The following is a 16,612-nucleotide window of genomic DNA, read 5'->3' as shown; positions in this document are numbered from 1 at the left end:
TATGAACTAATTCGTAATATATTTTATCATTTTTAAGATAAATTTAAAAGCATTTATATCTTTAAGCACAATTTCTCTTAATTTATCCATATATTAATGGTAAATAAATAAAAAATCTATATAAGATTAGTTGTAAGGAATATCAATCTAAATAGATAAATTTCTATTATTCAATAATATGTTTATAATTTTTTATAAAACTTTTCTTTACCCTCAAAAGTGATTCCATATCATTTAAAAATTGAAAAAGCATTGCTCTATTTTCAAATTCCTCTCTTGTTTTAGGAAGTTCTTGAACCTTAAACATATTTATAATTTCATTTAATTCTCTTAAGAGTTCTTCAGCAGTATTAAATTCTTCAAAATCAGATGCAACCTTTTCTGTAAATGCTGCAACCGTTTCCGTCTGCTCAAAAGTCATATAAAATTTAATAAAATTATTTTTCATATATTTTAATGTTTCATATTGAAGAGTTCTCATTTCCATATATTGAACATAATATTTTACATCATTAATGATATAATTGTTTAAATGTCTGTATGCACTCCTTGTCCCTTCTTTTAATATTATTTCTAATTCATTGAATAATCCATCTTCTATATGAATACTTTGATTTCTCAAATTCTCTGCCATATTAAATAAAATTTTGCGCATATACTCTTCAATATTTTTCTGAGTTTCTTTTATTTCATTTTCTATTTTAGGCATATAAATATTAAGAAATATACCTATTCCAGCACCAACAGTCATAAGTAAAAATTCATTTTTTATCCAGAACATAGATATTGACTCTGCAGCTAGCAAATGTGTAACTAAAACTGAACTTACAACAATTCCATCTGTGATTTTCAAAATAACAGTAAGTGGAATAAAAATAATTAAATATATTCCAAAAGTTAAAGGCTTAAATCCAAAAATTAAAAATAATATACTTGAAATTAGCAAAGCCAAAAGGGTAGATTCAATTCTTTGAAGTGCTAATTTTATAGATGTTTTTTTAGTATTTTGAATACTTAAAATAGTTATAATACCCGCAGCTGCAGCATATTTTAATCCCAAACATTCTGCAATAATAATAGCAAGTGATGAACCAATTGCCGTTTTTAATGTTCTCAACCCAACAAATTTCTTCATATGATTAACCTCGTTAATTGTAAAGTTTTTATCAATTACAGCTTTATTTATACTTAATCCTAACATTTATCTTTTGCTACATCAACTACAAACAGATATTATTACGATAAAATTCTCCCTTATGAGGTAATTTAGATTTTAAAATTGCATAATTAAAGTTATTTTAATTAAGAAAAGAAATCATACTTACAATTAGTATAATTTCTTTTCTTAATTATTAATTTTTATCCACTAAAGTCATTAATTCATATCCGATATCTCTAAGATTATCTATCATTGAGGCAATATTTTGATTTGCTTTTGCCTGTTCTTGTGTAATTATATTATTTTGCTCAATATTACTAGATACAGCACCAACGGAACTTTCAAACTGTTTAAGCATATCGCTTATTCTTTCAGCAGATATATTACTTTCTTTAGCAAGCTTACGAACTTCGGATGCAACTACTGAAAATCCTCTACCAAATTCACCAGCTCTTGATGCTTCAATGGCTGCATTTAACCCAAGGATGTTAGTTTTCTTCGCAACTTGTTGAATTATATTTAGTATTTCTGATGTATTATTAACATCTTCAAAAGCTTTAGTTACAACATTAGCCGTTTCCTGACTCGTAGCTGCAAGCTCTTCTGAAGAAGAAGCTAATTCTTCAATCGTTGAAGCTGACTGCTCAATAGACTCATATAATTTTGAAGCTTGCATCTGAACTGCATCTTTCCATTCTTTTTCTCTTAAATATTCATTATCTTGAGCTTGTACAATTTTTAATGCTTCATCTATAGCTCTTTTTATAGATAAAGTATTTATATCTAACTTTTGAACCTTAACTCCATATTTATCAGCTAGTTTTAAATCAAAAGAAGCTGAAACAAATGAAGTAAATCCTTGTTTTTTTAGTTGTGAAACTACTCTTTCTAAGTCTTTTGCTTCATAAGAATGCATATGTATTAATGTATTACCAAATGTATAATCACAAATTCCTTCACCTATTAAAGAAGGAGAACCAATCACAGCAATTTTTTTACTTTCAATGGTTACTGCTTTTTGAAGCGCATCTAAAATATCATTAATAGAACAAGTTATATAAACTACAGGTTTACCAGAAAAATGCTCTATTTGCCGTGCTGTTTCACCTCTACTGATAAAAACATCCACATTGGAATTTTCCTTCACAAAATTTTCTGCTTCTTTCGAACTATTAATCAATTCAATTGGTATATCTAAGTTCATTTCTTTAATTGATTGAGATGCCATTTTTGCTGTTTCTTTGTTTACTAATACAAATAAAATTTTACCCATTTATAATCACCTTACCTAAATAATTTTTATTTACATATGCAAAAATAAGTTCACTTATTCACTACTTTATATAAATTAGAAAGCAGCGAATAAAGTGAACTTATCCTAAAAAATTCTATTAAGGTCTATATACATCATCTATAATTTCAAAACCTTTTTTCTCAAGTAGATCATCTACCCATTGTCTATTAACTGTTCCTGATGCTGAAGCTGCAACCTTTGCTGCATCTCCTGCTGCAATAGTCTGTGCTTTATCTAATATTAATGCTGCATCATTCTTAGGAATTACAATTACTCCATCATGGTCTCCAAGAATTATATCTCCTGGGTTAACAGCTATACGTCCACAAGCAATTGGTACATTTAGTTCACCAGGACCTTCTTTGTAAGGACCACCTGGAGTTGTTCCTGTTGCATAAATTGGCATTTCACATTGTGATATTACATCAATATCACGTATAGGTCCATCAATTACAATACCTTTAATCTTTTTGTATTCAGAAAGATATTTATACATGATTTCACCCATTATTGATTGGCTTCTATCACCTTCATTTGAAACTACTATTACATCTCCTTCTTCAGCTATATTAAGTGCTTTATGTAAAGTAAGGTTATCACCAGGACGAGACTTTACAGTTAAAGCTACTCCACACATTTTTTTTGTTGGACTTGACATTAGCTTTATATCAGAATGAAGTGCACATAGACGTCCCATTGCATCTGCAACATTTGCTGCTGGCAATTCACTAAATGCTTTTACTAATTCCTTATCTGGAAGTTCTCTTTTTAAAAATATTCTATTTCCTACTGGCATATTAATCTTCTCCTTTTTCTTATAAAATTATTTTATATAATAAATTTTCAAATTAGTCTTCAAAAGTTTCTGCTGTATCCCAATCTATTGCTTTAACAGGCCATGTTGGTTGTTTACCTTCGTATACTTCATGGATACCAATAGCAGAATGAAGTGATGCTCTGTCAGTTGCTTCTTTAGTAGCTGCACCAATATGTGGAGATACAACTACATTTTCTAAATATAAAATAGGGTTTTTAGGATCAACTGGTTCTTGTTGAAGAACATCCAATCCTGCACCAGCAATAACTTTGTTTTTACACGCTTCATAAAGCTCAGCTTCATTTACAATGGCGCCTCTAGCAGCATTAATAAGGAATGCTGTTGGCTTCATCATTTCAAACTGCTTCTTTCCAACAAACTCTCTAGTTACTTTAGTAGTTGGACAATGAACAGAAACAAAATCACTTTCCTTGTAAATTCTTTCAATATCTCTTACTACTTCTACACCTTCTGGGAAATCAGCTCTCTTCTTATATGGATCATAAGCAAGAACCTTCATATTAAAACCATGCATACATTTATTAGCTACAATTGAACCTATATTACCACATCCGATAATACCAACAGTCTTTCCAGCTAACTCACATTTAGGTGTTCTTAATTTAGCCTTATAATAGTCATTAATAAAATCTCTTCTTACTACTGTATAATTTCTTGAGCAATAAAGCATGTACATCATTGTAACTTCTGCAACAGACATACTATTTGCTGTTGGACAGTAAAGAACTTGTACATTATGGTCTTTTGCTGCTTGTAGATCAACAGTATCAAATCCAGCTCCGTGTCTTACAATAACTTTTAGTTTATCAGCTGCTTCAAATACTTCTCTAGTAATCTTAGAAAGACGAACTACCATAGCATCTATACCTTTAATATCTTTAATAATATCTTCAGTTTCCATACCACTTCCTGTAATAAGCTCATGACCTCTGCTTTCTAAGTAATCTCTACCTTCTTGCATAATTTCTTGTGGTAATAATATTTTATATCCCATTTTAATATCCTCCTGTAATTCTAAAATTTAGTCTTTTATTATTTTAGTTTTCATAAATATAGTCTGGTGCACAATACATAATATAACCATCTTTAATAGTCATTTCTGGTTTAAGCAATTTATTAGCTAAGAACTTAGAACCTTTCCAATCCTTATACAATTGCTCTTTATCCATAATGTCAAAAATAGCAACATCTGCATATGCTCCTTCTGACAACGAGCCAATTTCATTTTCCATACCCATAAGCTTTGCTGGTCTTTCTGTTGTCATCCTAATAATTTCATTTAAACTGATACCCATGCACAAGTATCTGGACATTAGGTTTGGAAGTGAAAAAATAGGTCTTCTATACATACTGCCTAAAACTAAATCTGTGCTGCACATATCGGCTACAAATCCTTGCTCCTTAGCCTTTGTCATTACTTCAAAATCACCATGTTTTCTGCCTTCAGCAGTATCAAATATAATTCCTCTTTTTCTAGCTTCTAGTACACAATCATATAGTTTTCCATTCTCATCTATAATTGTGTTTTTTACTCCTTGATAAACATGTTGAAATATGTCACCTGGTCTAAGTATTTTTAATACTTCAGAAGTTGGAACAGGAATATTTGTACAATGTACTTCTACTGGACATCCTATCTTATTTGCGATGTCAACTGTGGCAATTAACGGCTTAATTCCAAGCCCTTCTGCTAATTCTTCGCTTTGTCTAATTTTCAATCCTAAAATGTTATCTCTATTCTCTTTGTACATTCTGTCCATTTTTTCAGCATTAAAATATTTAGGATTAATACATTCATGATAGCTGGTAGTAACAAGACCAGCAGAACACACCTGTAAAAAGCTCTTTATCCTAACTTTGCTGCGGGCAATAACTGCCTGTCTGAAGATTGGATAATTGGCAACACCAGCTGAAAAATCAATGGCACTTGTTACTCCTGTTGGAATATAGGTAGTATCTGGATACATACCTATTTCCGTACCATCTTGAAACATATGTGCATGAGAATCAATAAGCCCAGGAAATACATATTTTCCTTTTGCATCGATTACATGTTTTGCTTCTTCTCCCTTTTCATACTTGGTTATTCTGCCTCCATATATTGCTACTGGCTTTATTTCATCTACATTATTTTTAGGATCAATCACATGTCCATTTATAATCAATAAATCTAACATTTCTTTTCTCCTTTATATTTAAAATTAAATTATATTTACCAAATTCCAAGTACCTTCCAATAAGGTAAACCTATAAACAAGAATACGACCAATGCTACACCAACCATTATTGTTCCTACTCTCCAGAAATCCTTTTGAGTACAATATCCTGTTGCAAAAGTATAAATTCCTGCACCATTTCCATAATGAGTCAACAATGATCCATAACCTGCAAAGAATGCAAGCAGCAATGCCACTACCATAATTGGTGCTTTTGTAGTTAATACTAAAGCAAATAATACAGGATAGAATGATGCAACAAATGCACTGTTTGACACAAAGAAATACCTAACAACCAAGCTAATCAAAAGTACAACAACTATAACTACCATTCCGTTTAACTGTGACAACTTTAAGTATCCTTCCAATACTTTTGCAAGCCAAGTATAAAATCCCTTTGATGCTAATGCACCAGCAACACCATAAAATGCACCATACCAAACAAAGGTATTCCATGCACCCTTTTGAGATATAACATCATTCCAATTTAAAATTCCAAACAAAAGAGTAAGTGCTAGAAATACAAATGCTACAATCTGCATGCTTAAATTTACTACTGTAATCTTTGCTCCAAACATCCATCCTAAAATAGCTAATACAAATAAAACAGCCAATATTTTTTCTTCTGTTTTCATAGGTCCCATTTCTTCAAGACCTTTTTTCATTACTGGTTTAATATCTCCAAGTTCTTTCAAATCTGGTTTATAAAATTTATATACTACAATAGGTCCAAGTGCTAAAACGATTCCAGCAGGAACAACTGATGCCTTAAACCACGTCATCCAATCTATATTTACCCCAAGCATTTTATGTGCAAGAGATACTGTAATTGCATTTGTTGCCATACCTGTCAAAAACAACACAGCTGTTGACATGGATACTACATACATAAGCATTGTCAAATATGCACCCAACTTACGAGGATCTTTTTCTGGTGTAGACCCTACACTTTCAGCAATATTTCTAAATACTGGATAATCAATTGATGTACGTGACATATTTGAACCTGTGGCAGGACTTAATATTAGATCTACTGCTGCCATCATATATCCTAATCCTAATGAAGTTTTTCCAAATCTTATAAGTAAATTGTATGCCATCCTTTTACCAAGACCTGTCTTAACAAATGCAGCACATACAATGGTTACAGTTACAATAAACCATGCCATATCTGATCCATAACCAGAGTATACTATCTTAACATCTATAAACATTGATAAAATACCTATAATGATCAATGTAATAACTGGTTCTGAAAATGGCTTAATTATTAAACCTAAAAGTAATGCTATATACAAAGCTACAATATGCCATGTTTCTGCCTTTAATCCTTTTGGTGTCGGTATAAACCAAAATAATAACGGTATTAGAACAACTGGTAATAATTTTAATAGAGTTTTCTTATCCAAATTTTTTCCCCCTAACATATTTGTTTTTTACATTTTTCCTTGTTTCAATTCAACTAGTTATACTTCATACCAATCCTATGTTTAAATTTCTTAGTTATAGGGTTCTACTATTAATAAATTTAATGTTATTATAATAAAATCCTTAGATAATTTACTTTTTCTTTTGGCGCCTAGAATTTTCATTAATGAAATTTACATTTAATATTATTAGCAAGTTTGATGCCAAATTGTTTATAAAAGCTTAAAATGTATAAAAAAAATTTTTTTACGGTTATTTTGTAGATAAAGCTCGCTTAATTTATGTATTCGTTTAACTTAAAATTACAAAATATTACATTTATGCAACTGTAACTTTACTTTATTAAAGATTTGCATTAAAATAATTTTTATATACATTTTCAATATGAAATAAAATGAAATACTTTTTATTTCACAGCATTTCATATTGAAACAGTAAAATAATTGAGGTGATATTCAAATGAATAATGATATTGTAATTTTATCTTCCTCTACAGATTTCACCAAAAAATATTGCAATCTATTAAAAAAGAAAAATCTAGATTATCCTATTTTTGAAGCCACAGGAGATAAAACACTTGAAATAGGAATGCATTGCATTGCACAAGGAACTAAGGTTATCATTACAAGAGGAAAAAACTTAAATATTTTAAGAAAAAATACAAATGCTGCTTTAATTGATGTGCGTTATACCTATGAGGATGTTCATTTCTCATTAAAAAAAGCAAAGCAGTATTCAAACAAAATAGCCTACTTCGGATTTGATTTAGCCTATGAAACAGCATTAAAGTTTAAAAATATTTCAGGGGAAGATTTTTTGCTTGTAAAGCCAGATTCTGTAGAAAACATTGATAAAATGGTAAAAAAACTTTCCAATCATGGTATCGATATATTTATAGGAGGTATTACAGTAGCAAGAGCTGCTAAAAAATATGGCGTTAAAAATATAATGATACAAGTTGATAATGCATCTCTTGAAATAGCGTTAAATGACGCAATATCCGTTCTTAATTTTGAACTGGAACGAAGAAAAAGTTACGAGACAATAAAACAAATTTTAAACTCCACCGGAGAAGGTATAATAGGCATAGACCAATATTGCGAAATAACTTATATAAATAACAGAGCTAAAAAACTGCTAACTGATAAAAATAATAATCTTTTAATAGACCAAATACTTAATCTTTCAAATCTTAAAGATACTGTTAAATATGGAAGTGCTGCTTATAATGAGTTATTAGAAATAGGGAATAATTCCTTAATTTTAAGCAGTCGTCCCATAAAAATTGATGACAATATTTTTGGAGCTGTTGCAACTATCCAAAAATCTGATTACATTCAAACAGCTGAAAAAGAAATACGTAAAAAATTAAATACAAAAGGACATATTGCTAAGAAAACATTTAATGACATAATTGGGAAAAGCCAGATATTATCTATTGCAATAAAAAAAGCTAAAAAGTTCGCAAAATCAGACAGCACTATATTGATAACAGGGAAATCAGGAACAGGTAAGGAAATTTTTGCGCAAAGTATTCATAACTACAGTGAAAGACGTAATGAACCTTTTGTTGCCATAAACTGTGCTGCTCTACCTAAAAGTATATTAGAAAGTGAACTTTTTGGTTACGTCAAGGGAGCCTTTACTGGAGCAAGACCAGAAGGAAAAGCAGGTATATTTGAATTAGCACATAATGGTACTGTATTTTTAGATGAACTTGGAGAAATGTCAGAAGATATACAAATAAAGCTTCTAAGAGTTATTCAAGAAAAAGAAATTATCAGAATTGGTGATGATAAGGTCATACCTATTGATGTAAGAATAATTAGCGCTACTAATAAAAATTTGTTACAAAGAATTGAAGAAAACAAATTTCGAGAAGACTTATATTATAGATTATGCGTTTTAGAATTGGAGCTTCCAACTTTAGAAGAACGAAAAGAAGATATTCCTCTTCTTGTGAAACATTTTATTTTAAAAAATGCTCCTGACATTAAAATTACATCTGAAGCATATAAGCTTTTACAAAAAATACCCTATCAAGGCAATATAAGACACCTTAATAACATTATTGAAAGACTCATTGCACTATGTGATAACAACATTATTGATGAATATCTAGTTTCTGAAGTTTTAAACTTAAAACCAAACAATTCAGAAAAAATTTTTCTTCATCCACATTCTGAAGAAAAAAATGATAACACATCAGAAATTATAAAAATTGAAAATCAGTTAATAAAAGATTCTCTTAAAAAGCATAATGGCAATAAAACTAAAGTAGCCAAGGAGCTTGGGATGAGTTATACAACCCTGTGGCGCAGGCTAAAAAAAATGTAGCATAAAAATAATTTATGAGGTATAAAACTTTCTATATTTCAAAGTTTTATACCTCATATTCACCATAACTATCTTTACCAGTTTAATATCCTTTTAAATCATTTTAATTTTTGTACCTCTATCTTCCATTTTATAACACTAAAAATTTATACACTAAATATATTACCCTTTATTCCTAAAATGAGAAAGTTATTAATTAGTTGTTTTTCTTTTTACTGGAATCCACACTTCACATTTGTATTCATCATGTTTTTCATCATTCCAAAAGTTTTTTTCAATGCATGGACCTTCCACTTGTTCAAATCCAGAGGATGGAAACCATTCAAAATATATACGCCTCCATACACCTTGTATAATTAAATTATCTGGTACATTTCCATATCCTTCGAATACTGCCCATGTAAATTTAGGCACTTCAAGCATGGTAAATTCATCTGGTATCTCTTCTTCAGTAATTTCATATCCCATTATATATTTTCTTGTGCCATCTTCTTTAAAGTCATAATGAAAACCGTCTAGCAAACTACCTTCAGGCTTACCTAGTACTTGATTAATTTTATCATGCGTTCCATCTTGAAAAATCTTATTGATAAATTGTGGTATCTCCCTATAGGCTATATCATCAACCTTAGTTGTTATAAATCCTGCACCAAATGCTTTAAAGCTTTCCTTTTCAACTATTCTATAAGTAATTTCAAATTCTCCTTTTATTGATACTTGAAAGGATATCTTTGGAAAAGCTTTAATTTTTCCGTTAACCTTTTTTAAAGCTGATGGTGATATTCCATGTAATCTTTTAAAAGCTTTAGTAAATGCTTCTGGACTTTCATAACCATATTTTAATGCTATATCAATTACCCTTTGATCTGTTGCAGCTAATTCTTCTGCTGCAAGAGTTAATCTTCGATTCTTTATATACTGAGTCACTGTAAGCCCTGTTAATGCATGAAAAATACGCTGGAAATGGTATCTTGATGAACATGCAGCTTTTGATATGTCATCTATACTAAGTGCTGAATCCAAATTTTTTTCAATATATTCAATTGCATTATTAAGCAATATGATTGTTTCCATACTTACCATCTCATTTCAAAATCATTATTAAATAGATTCTTGCGTATTATTATATACATAATTTGTTATAACTTCACAATACTTATCAGGTTCTTCAATTCTAACATAATGACCTGAAAAATCAAATGTAACTACTTGCTTATCTCTTACCCTATTTCTAAATTCCTCTATTTGTATATTACAAGTTATTGTGTCATGTTTACCTTTAATTAATAAAGAAGGCTTATTTACATTTGATAGTTCATTAAATACATCATTATATACTCGCCAATCTTTCATCAATTTGATTCTTGTATTAGTAGATTTACGCCACAAGTTTCCAGCATCTTTAGTGGATATAGCTATTTTCTCAATTATTTGCTTATCTTTTCCAAACCACATGATATTATTGCAATTTTGTCCAAGTTCATCTAACGCCTTCATAAGAAGCTTATGAACCTCTTTATAATCTGTAATTTCCTTTAAAGCTTTAAAATATCCTTTCCCCAGCACCTCACTTCCTAATTTAATCAACTCCTTGGCTGCCGAATTTAACATAGAACGCTCTGAAAGTGAAAAATCAAAGGATGGACATTCATATATCATACATTCAATAGAATCAGGGTATAGATTAGCATAAAGAACAGCAAGGTATCCGCCAAATGAATGACTAAGCAGTGACCATTTATTTATATGTAACTTTTTTCTTAGTTCTTCAAAGTCTTCAATGATATCTTCTAATGAAATATGCTCTTCCTCTAAAATCTCCTGAGACCTCCATACTCCCCTTTGATCTGGAGCTACAATTTTAAATTTTTTTGATAATCGATGTCCCTGATATTTAATAAAATCTGCAGTACCGATTCCGCCAGGACCACCATGAATAAATAAAAGCACTGGAGATGAATCTTCTCCTAAAACCTCAGTATAAATATTTTTTTCTCTAATTTTATAATATTCTCCCATCTAATATTTCCTCTCTATAATAATCTTAATTATTTTATAATTTATTATCAGCCTAGAGTATATCAGAAGATAGAATTTCATATCTATCTTTTTGTGCTTTAGTTTGTCCAAAATTAAATTAAAAAAAGTCCTGTTAAGTAACTATAGCCAAAAATACTACTATCACCATACTTAACAAGACAATTTTATTTTTCTATATTTGTTTAATTATATTTATTTTACTCTATATACTCAGTAACTAAATCAGTAAAAAGTATACCCTCTAAATGGTCTATTTCATGACAGAAACATTTTGCCAAACTTCCTGTTCCTGTTAGAATAATTTCTTCACCATTTTCATTCAATGCTTGTACCTTTACCTTTGCCGGCCTTTTTAACTTTCCCCAAGTATTTGGACTACTTAGGCAGCCTTCTATAACTTCCTGAGTTCCTTCTTGTTCAATTATCTTTGGATTAACTAACTTTATAAGTCCTTCACCCATGTCTATTACAACTAGCCTCTTTAATATACCAACTTGTGGACCTGCTAATCCTCCACCATTTTCTGTGTTATACATAGTATCTGCCATATCATTTAATATCTGTCTTATCTTGTCATCTACTACTTCAACTTCTCTGCTCTTTTTTCTTAGTATTTCATCTCCAAAAAGTCTAATTTGTCTTAATGCCATTTTTAACTACACCTCTATTTTTTTAATTTAAGATTTCTATTAACATAATCATTAATTATCTTTAAATTACTTTGATCAATTAATTTAAATTTTAAAGCAGTTTTATAATTAGAACCATTATCATTTTCTTCAACTCTAATAACAGTACACAAAGCATTTATTTTTTCATCTAAATGTAAAGTTACAATAGCTTCCTTTGAATCAAAATTACTTTCATAAGTAACTAAACAGACCCCTCCTGTACTTAAATCTATGGTAAATGATTTTTTTAATTTCGCATAATAACTTGCTGAAATTTCATTAAGATTACTAATTTCAGCTTTACTTGGCAAAAAATAATATTCTATATCTTTAATTACTTTAAGTCTTGGATGCTCTCTTCTCTCTATTTTATTTATCAGTGTTGGTGCTTCTAGTAATATTATATTATAATTGCTATCAAGTTTACTACCAATAACCTTCGAAGTACATCGCAGAGCTTCACTTTCACTAGCTAAAATATAACTTGCTTGTTCATTTACTTCAAAGGGAACATAGTTATCTTGCAGGGTAGATACTCTTATGGCCAAACATTCATCATATTTCTTTAAAATTATTCCATCATAAAATTCTTTTTTAATAATAAACTGCATTTGTTCAAACAAACTCAAGTTTTTTAATACTAACTTATCCATCCTATCCCCCTATTTCGTCAATACTAAATCACTAATATCGCACAAAAATCAAAATTTTCACGTTTCTACACATTATTATATTTTTAGTAATTTTGTTTACATAAATTTAAATTTTATTTCCTATTCTATATAATAATAGAAATTCATTAAATTATCAATAAATAAAATATAGGCGATATATTGTACCGCCTTTTCTTAAATATACTCTCCTAATCCGGATTTACATTATCATTTTTGTTTTGCTTTTTTCTCTCATTTTCCTTATATGAATTTTTACCATTATCCTCTACATGTATACCTTGAGCTGATTTTTGTTTACTTGTTAATTTGCCTTTTATACTCATTAAAATTCACCTTATCCTTTTATTTTTATATAATAAAAATTATTTAAAACCTTTTTGTTATATCCTTCTGTATTCTCTTTAAATCCTTTTGTCTTAGCCTGGTTTCAAGCCTTATTTCATCCCAATCAATACCTTTTATCATCATTTGTTTTGCTCTTTCCTTAGCATGCTGCAATTCACCTCTCATGCTTTTGTCTCCCTTCTATCTTTCACCTTCCATTTTTTCCTTTGCCTTCATAACATCGTGTTCATTAAGTTCTGTTCTGCTTTTTATTTCTCCAATTCCTACACCTTTATCCAATAAATCTTTTGCTTGTTCCATAGCTTTTTCGTGTGTTCCTTTATTTTTAGATCTCACCATAATTGATCCACTCCTACCTTTTTATATTTATTACCTTTCCTGTATCTACTAAATCTTCTGCAGGAACATACTTTTTTTCCTTAGATTCTAATATTTTTATTTTAACCATTTTTGCTCCTGTATCTATTGCATCTATCCATACAGGATGGCTTCTATATAATACTTCTATATTCGCTGGTGAATCTATTATTTCTTTTACTTTCTCAATTTCCATAACTACCTCCATTTTTTATATAATTGTATAAGTTTATATATAGTTTGAGTATCTTATAAAAATTTATACAAAAAAAATAAGCAGCTGATCTATACCAGCTACTTTTACCAATCATATGAATTAATCATTATAGAATATAACTACATCATCACATATATAGTATTTTTCTTCATCTTCAACTATTTCTTCATCTTTAACTACTTCTCCATCTTCACCCATATTAATTACGTCACCCTCTTTAAAGCAACTAACTTTTTCCTTTGGCAAATTGAAAATTTCTCCGTTATCATCTTTACATATGGCATAATCATTTACATAACAAACAATAGTAAATTTCATAATTTTATACCTACCTCAAAATTATAGTAATCCTTATATATATAATATGACATAAGTAAAAAAATATCAATTGTTTAATAATGAGAGTTTATATAAAATGCTAGGAAAATAATAACTACTTAATATCTTCATACTTGGATAAAAGCTGTTGAAGCTTTTTAGCCTGAATAGCTGACTCTTCTGCAAACTCTTTAAAAGTGGATACTACCTCAGGATCATCTAATTTATGAGAAAACATTTGATAATCCCTTACGCTTTCCTGCACATCTAAAATTCTTTTCTTTATAATATCTTTAGTGTCTAATTTCATAACTTACATACCTCCTAAGATTCATTAAATTTATCTTTGGTATTTTTACCATTTTTCTCACTTGCTTTAAATTCAGCACTTCTTGAATGATATTTAGCACTATTAGGGTCTTTCGACCATTTTTTAGGTTGTTTATTTCTATTTTCCATATGTATTCTCCTTACATTTTTTATTTTTTAATCTTCCCTATTCAATCCAAACTTTGCTCTTGCACTTTCTTCTTGAGGATCATGCTTTATATTCTTTTTCTTAAACTTACCATCTTCTTTTTTATTGTTATTAGTATTTTTCATCTTATTTTCCATTGTATTCTCTCCTTTCTTTCCTTAGTTTTTCCTTGTAGATACTTTTTATGCTAAATAAAAAATCATTAAAAATTATTTTTTATCTTGACAATTTCTATTTACATTATTAGCATTAGATTTATACATTTGATATAATATATTTATTGAAATTTTTTACCATTATGAATAACATCAATAATTATATTTACTACATACATTCAATTAGGTTTCAATTTAATTATTTTAGTATAATTACAATATAAGAGGAGGTATTTTTATGAGTTTTAAACTACCTAAATATCAAGCACCCGACTTTGAAAAGGAGCCTTTTGTTTCAGCACCAAATGTAACTTTTGAAAAAGTAACTATTGAAGGCGTTGCTCCTTTTAATTATCATGCAACTTCTATTTATCCTGAATATTTTAAAATTAATGGGAAATGGATTTTAGCTTCAGAAAGTCGTATGGATTGTGTAGTTGTTTTAAATGATAATGAAACATTAGAAGTTAAAGAATTTAGGAATTTACATATTGGTGACAATGCTATATTAGGAAGAACTGAGTGTTCAGAAGACGGTATTTATATTCATGTAAATTGTTTTAAAGCAAATGTAGACAATAATCAAACTTTTTCTTTCAGATCTGGAAGAACAAGAGAAAGTTCATATTCAAAAGATTATGATAGTTTATATGAATTACTTAGACATGAAAGAGAACATGGATATATATTATGGGTTTTAGGACCTGCTGTAGTTTTTGATCATGATTCAAAAAATGCAATGGCCTCACTTATAAATGCTGGTTTTATCCATGCACTTTTTGCTGGAAATGCCCTTGCAACCCATGATTTGGAAGGATCTATTTTGAAAACAGCCCTTGGTCAAGACATATACACACAATTTTCAACTCCTAATGGACACTATAATCATATAGATATTATTAACGGTGCAAGACGTGCTGGTTCTTTAGAAAAATTTGTTCATGAACAAGGTATAACTGATGGAGTTATTCATTCTTGCATAAAGAATAAAGTTCCTTTTGTGCTAGCAGGTTCCATAAGAGATGATGGTCCCCTTCCTCCTGTTTTTTCGGATGTATATAAAGCTCAAGATGCCATGAGACAACATTGTAAAAAAGCTACTACAGTAATATGTATGGCTACCCAGCTTCACACCATTGCTACTGGGAACATGACTCCTATGTACAAAGTAGAAGGTGATACCATACGGCCTGTGTATATATACACTGTAGATATATCAGAATTTGGAGTAAATAAACTAAGAGATAGAGGGAGTTTAGAAGTTACTTCAATAGTTACAAATGTTCAAGATTTTGTTGTAAACATTGCCAATAATTTATTATAACATAATGCCATTTACTTGATGGAGGTATAAAAATGCTAAAAAGAAATTTAACATCAGAATTAGTAGCAAAATTTAAAGAATTCATGGATAAAATATTAAAATTAAGAAAAGAAGGTAAAAATCAAGAAGCATTAACTACAATTGATGATACTTTTAAAGAAATTTTCAGACTTAGCTCAAAATTTTTCAATTCATTTTCTGATGAAAATTTATTGGATATGATAAAAACAGATGGCACTATAAATGCAGATAAATGTATTATGATGGCAAAACTTTTAGAAGAAGAAGCTCTCATTTTTGAGGATGAAAATAACCTTGATGAAGCCTTTTATATGAATTTAAAATCCTTGAATCTATTTTTAGAAGCTTATGTAAATAAAAATGATAATTGTGATTTACAAAATTATTTTTCTGATATAGAACCCATTATAGAAAAAGTATCTTCATATAAAATACCTGTTTCTATACAAAATAAGCTTATGGATTATTACCTTAAAACAAACAGCTATGATAAAGCTGAAGATATATTTTATGATATTTTAGAAAATAATAATTTTGATGAGAACATAATAAAGAAAGGTCTTGATTTTTATGAAGGTCTTCTTCTTAAGGATGATAATGATTTAAATGAAAATAATCTTCCTCGCGAAGAAATAAATGAATCCATAAAATTTTTAAAAAACAAACTGTAAAATCATAGTATGCCTATTTAAATAGCTTATTTATAAATTCATCTTTAACACATCATGAACTTTATAAAT

At 29.1% G+C, this 16,612-nt stretch carries 21 protein-coding genes; 3 read left to right on the top strand and 18 right to left on the bottom strand.

Annotated features, from left to right (window positions below; translation table 11 throughout):
- Positions 1-166: 166 nt before the first annotated feature.
- From EG57_RS0210630 to EG57_RS0210605, 6 genes are all read right to left on the bottom strand, one after another.
- On the bottom strand, positions 167-1,135 hold the full coding sequence (locus tag EG57_RS0210630) for an aromatic acid exporter family protein (protein ID WP_029162389.1): 969 nt from the start codon (positions 1,133-1,135) through the stop codon (positions 167-169).
- 217 nt (positions 1,136-1,352) lie between these two features.
- Entirely contained in the window at positions 1,353-2,432 is a 1,080-nt protein-coding gene (locus tag EG57_RS0210625; protein ID WP_032077188.1) for a methyl-accepting chemotaxis protein, read from the bottom strand.
- Positions 2,433-2,550: 118 nt separating this feature from the next.
- Positions 2,551-3,249 carry an RraA family protein gene (locus tag EG57_RS0210620; RefSeq protein ID WP_007063467.1) on the bottom strand — a complete coding sequence of 233 codons (699 nt, stop codon included), beginning with the start codon at positions 3,247-3,249 and terminating at the stop codon, positions 2,551-2,553.
- A 52-nt stretch (positions 3,250-3,301) separates the two neighbouring features.
- Positions 3,302-4,285, bottom strand: coding sequence for a hydroxyacid dehydrogenase (locus EG57_RS0210615; protein ID WP_032077187.1), 984 nt, complete (start codon positions 4,283-4,285; stop codon positions 3,302-3,304).
- Positions 4,286-4,328: 43 nt separating this feature from the next.
- Positions 4,329-5,468 (bottom strand): amidohydrolase family protein, encoded by a 1,140-nt coding sequence (locus EG57_RS0210610; RefSeq protein ID WP_032077186.1) that lies wholly within the window; start codon positions 5,466-5,468, stop codon positions 4,329-4,331.
- Positions 5,469-5,503: 35 nt separating this feature from the next.
- On the bottom strand, positions 5,504-6,916 hold the full coding sequence (locus EG57_RS0210605) for a DASS family sodium-coupled anion symporter (RefSeq protein WP_032077185.1): 1,413 nt from the start codon (positions 6,914-6,916) through the stop codon (positions 5,504-5,506).
- A 478-nt stretch (positions 6,917-7,394) separates the two neighbouring features.
- Between EG57_RS0210605 and EG57_RS0210600 the strand changes: the two genes are divergently transcribed.
- Entirely contained in the window at positions 7,395-9,272 is a 1,878-nt protein-coding gene (locus tag EG57_RS0210600) for a sigma 54-interacting transcriptional regulator (protein ID WP_032077184.1), read from the top strand.
- A 192-nt stretch (positions 9,273-9,464) separates the two neighbouring features.
- Here the strand turns inward: EG57_RS0210600 and EG57_RS0210595 are convergent, their stop codons facing one another.
- The 12 genes from EG57_RS0210595 to EG57_RS27265 all read right to left on the bottom strand — a co-directional run bounded on the left by EG57_RS0210595 (position 9,465) and on the right by EG57_RS27265 (position 14,509).
- A complete protein-coding gene (locus tag EG57_RS0210595) occupies positions 9,465-10,346 on the bottom strand; it encodes an AraC family transcriptional regulator (RefSeq protein ID WP_032077183.1) in 882 nt (293 codons plus the stop codon).
- 27 nt (positions 10,347-10,373) lie between these two features.
- On the bottom strand, positions 10,374-11,291 hold the full coding sequence (locus EG57_RS0210590; RefSeq protein WP_032077182.1) for an alpha/beta fold hydrolase: 918 nt from the start codon (positions 11,289-11,291) through the stop codon (positions 10,374-10,376).
- 218 nt (positions 11,292-11,509) lie between these two features.
- A complete protein-coding gene (gene def / locus EG57_RS0210585; RefSeq protein ID WP_029162395.1) occupies positions 11,510-11,962 on the bottom strand; it encodes a peptide deformylase in 453 nt (150 codons plus the stop codon).
- Positions 11,963-11,976: 14 nt separating this feature from the next.
- Positions 11,977-12,636, bottom strand: a complete 660-nt coding sequence (locus EG57_RS0210580) for a PilZ domain-containing protein (protein ID WP_242859835.1) — start codon at positions 12,634-12,636, stop codon at positions 11,977-11,979.
- A 209-nt stretch (positions 12,637-12,845) separates the two neighbouring features.
- Entirely contained in the window at positions 12,846-12,980 is a 135-nt protein-coding gene (locus EG57_RS27275; protein ID WP_278246459.1) for a hypothetical protein, read from the bottom strand.
- A 43-nt stretch (positions 12,981-13,023) separates the two neighbouring features.
- Positions 13,024-13,167: a hypothetical protein gene (locus EG57_RS26725; protein WP_200880544.1), complete on the bottom strand. Its 144-nt coding sequence runs from the start codon at positions 13,165-13,167 to the stop codon at positions 13,024-13,026.
- A gap of 15 nt (positions 13,168-13,182) precedes the next feature.
- Complete coding sequence (locus EG57_RS26720) at positions 13,183-13,341, bottom strand: hypothetical protein (protein ID WP_200880543.1); 159 nt, start codon at positions 13,339-13,341, stop codon at positions 13,183-13,185.
- 13 nt (positions 13,342-13,354) lie between these two features.
- Positions 13,355-13,555: a small, acid-soluble spore protein, H family gene (locus EG57_RS0210575; protein ID WP_032077181.1), complete on the bottom strand. Its 201-nt coding sequence runs from the start codon at positions 13,553-13,555 to the stop codon at positions 13,355-13,357.
- Between the two features lie 120 nt (positions 13,556-13,675).
- Positions 13,676-13,894: a hypothetical protein gene (locus EG57_RS0210570; RefSeq protein ID WP_029162398.1), complete on the bottom strand. Its 219-nt coding sequence runs from the start codon at positions 13,892-13,894 to the stop codon at positions 13,676-13,678.
- A 115-nt stretch (positions 13,895-14,009) separates the two neighbouring features.
- Positions 14,010-14,204, bottom strand: coding sequence for a hypothetical protein (locus tag EG57_RS0210565; protein WP_032077180.1), 195 nt, complete (start codon positions 14,202-14,204; stop codon positions 14,010-14,012).
- Positions 14,205-14,218: 14 nt separating this feature from the next.
- Positions 14,219-14,353, bottom strand: a complete 135-nt coding sequence (locus EG57_RS27270) for a hypothetical protein (RefSeq protein WP_278246458.1) — start codon at positions 14,351-14,353, stop codon at positions 14,219-14,221.
- Between the two features lie 27 nt (positions 14,354-14,380).
- Positions 14,381-14,509, bottom strand: a complete 129-nt coding sequence (locus EG57_RS27265) for a CPC_1213 family protein (RefSeq protein WP_278246457.1) — start codon at positions 14,507-14,509, stop codon at positions 14,381-14,383.
- 256 nt (positions 14,510-14,765) lie between these two features.
- On the opposite strand from EG57_RS27265, the gene EG57_RS26715 reads away from it, so the two are divergent.
- Complete coding sequence (locus tag EG57_RS26715) at positions 14,766-15,851, top strand: putative NPN-dependent ornithine cyclodeaminase (protein ID WP_032077179.1); 1,086 nt, start codon at positions 14,766-14,768, stop codon at positions 15,849-15,851.
- Between the two features lie 32 nt (positions 15,852-15,883).
- Positions 15,884-16,543 carry a DUF6483 family protein gene (locus EG57_RS0210555; RefSeq protein ID WP_032077178.1) on the top strand — a complete coding sequence of 220 codons (660 nt, stop codon included), beginning with the start codon at positions 15,884-15,886 and terminating at the stop codon, positions 16,541-16,543.
- Positions 16,544-16,612 lie beyond the last annotated feature (69 nt).

Origin of the sequence: Clostridium drakei, assembly GCF_000633595.2 — a bacterium.
GTDB classification, from domain to species: Bacteria; Bacillota; Clostridia; order Clostridiales; family Clostridiaceae; genus Clostridium_AM; species Clostridium_AM drakei.
Note: the sequence above shows the minus strand (reverse complement) of the source record. Positions and strands in the feature narration are given on the sequence as shown.

Bases quoted from the DNA above. Each gene is read 5' to 3' on its own strand.
- EG57_RS0210610 (WP_032077186.1), bottom strand. From the start codon at position 5,468: ATGTTAGATTTATTGATTATAAATGGACATGTGATTGATCCTAAAAAT.
- EG57_RS27265 (WP_278246457.1), bottom strand. From the start codon at position 14,509: ATGGAAAATAAGATGAAAAATACTAATAACAATAAAAAAGAAGATGGT.
- EG57_RS0210555 (WP_032077178.1), top strand. From the start codon at position 15,884: ATGCTAAAAAGAAATTTAACATCAGAATTAGTAGCAAAATTTAAAGAA.
- EG57_RS0210565 (WP_032077180.1), bottom strand. From the start codon at position 14,204: ATGAAATTAGACACTAAAGATATTATAAAGAAAAGAATTTTAGATGTG.
- EG57_RS0210575 (WP_032077181.1), bottom strand. From the start codon at position 13,555: ATGGAAATTGAGAAAGTAAAAGAAATAATAGATTCACCAGCGAATATA.
- EG57_RS26715 (WP_032077179.1), top strand. From the start codon at position 14,766: ATGAGTTTTAAACTACCTAAATATCAAGCACCCGACTTTGAAAAGGAG.
- EG57_RS0210570 (WP_029162398.1), bottom strand. From the start codon at position 13,894: ATGAAATTTACTATTGTTTGTTATGTAAATGATTATGCCATATGTAAA.
- EG57_RS26720 (WP_200880543.1), bottom strand. From the start codon at position 13,341: ATGGTGAGATCTAAAAATAAAGGAACACACGAAAAAGCTATGGAACAA.
- EG57_RS0210595 (WP_032077183.1), bottom strand. From the start codon at position 10,346: ATGGAAACAATCATATTGCTTAATAATGCAATTGAATATATTGAAAAA.
- def (WP_029162395.1), bottom strand. From the start codon at position 11,962: ATGGCATTAAGACAAATTAGACTTTTTGGAGATGAAATACTAAGAAAA.
- EG57_RS26725 (WP_200880544.1), bottom strand. From the start codon at position 13,167: ATGAGAGGTGAATTGCAGCATGCTAAGGAAAGAGCAAAACAAATGATG.
- EG57_RS0210590 (WP_032077182.1), bottom strand. From the start codon at position 11,291: ATGGGAGAATATTATAAAATTAGAGAAAAAAATATTTATACTGAGGTT.
- EG57_RS0210630 (WP_029162389.1), bottom strand. From the start codon at position 1,135: ATGAAGAAATTTGTTGGGTTGAGAACATTAAAAACGGCAATTGGTTCA.
- EG57_RS27275 (WP_278246459.1), bottom strand. From the start codon at position 12,980: ATGAGTATAAAAGGCAAATTAACAAGTAAACAAAAATCAGCTCAAGGT.
- EG57_RS0210600 (WP_032077184.1), top strand. From the start codon at position 7,395: ATGAATAATGATATTGTAATTTTATCTTCCTCTACAGATTTCACCAAA.
- EG57_RS27270 (WP_278246458.1), bottom strand. From the start codon at position 14,353: ATGGAAAATAGAAATAAACAACCTAAAAAATGGTCGAAAGACCCTAAT.
- EG57_RS0210620 (WP_007063467.1), bottom strand. From the start codon at position 3,249: ATGCCAGTAGGAAATAGAATATTTTTAAAAAGAGAACTTCCAGATAAG.
- EG57_RS0210580 (WP_242859835.1), bottom strand. From the start codon at position 12,636: ATGGATAAGTTAGTATTAAAAAACTTGAGTTTGTTTGAACAAATGCAG.
- EG57_RS0210625 (WP_032077188.1), bottom strand. From the start codon at position 2,432: ATGGGTAAAATTTTATTTGTATTAGTAAACAAAGAAACAGCAAAAATG.
- EG57_RS0210615 (WP_032077187.1), bottom strand. From the start codon at position 4,285: ATGGGATATAAAATATTATTACCACAAGAAATTATGCAAGAAGGTAGA.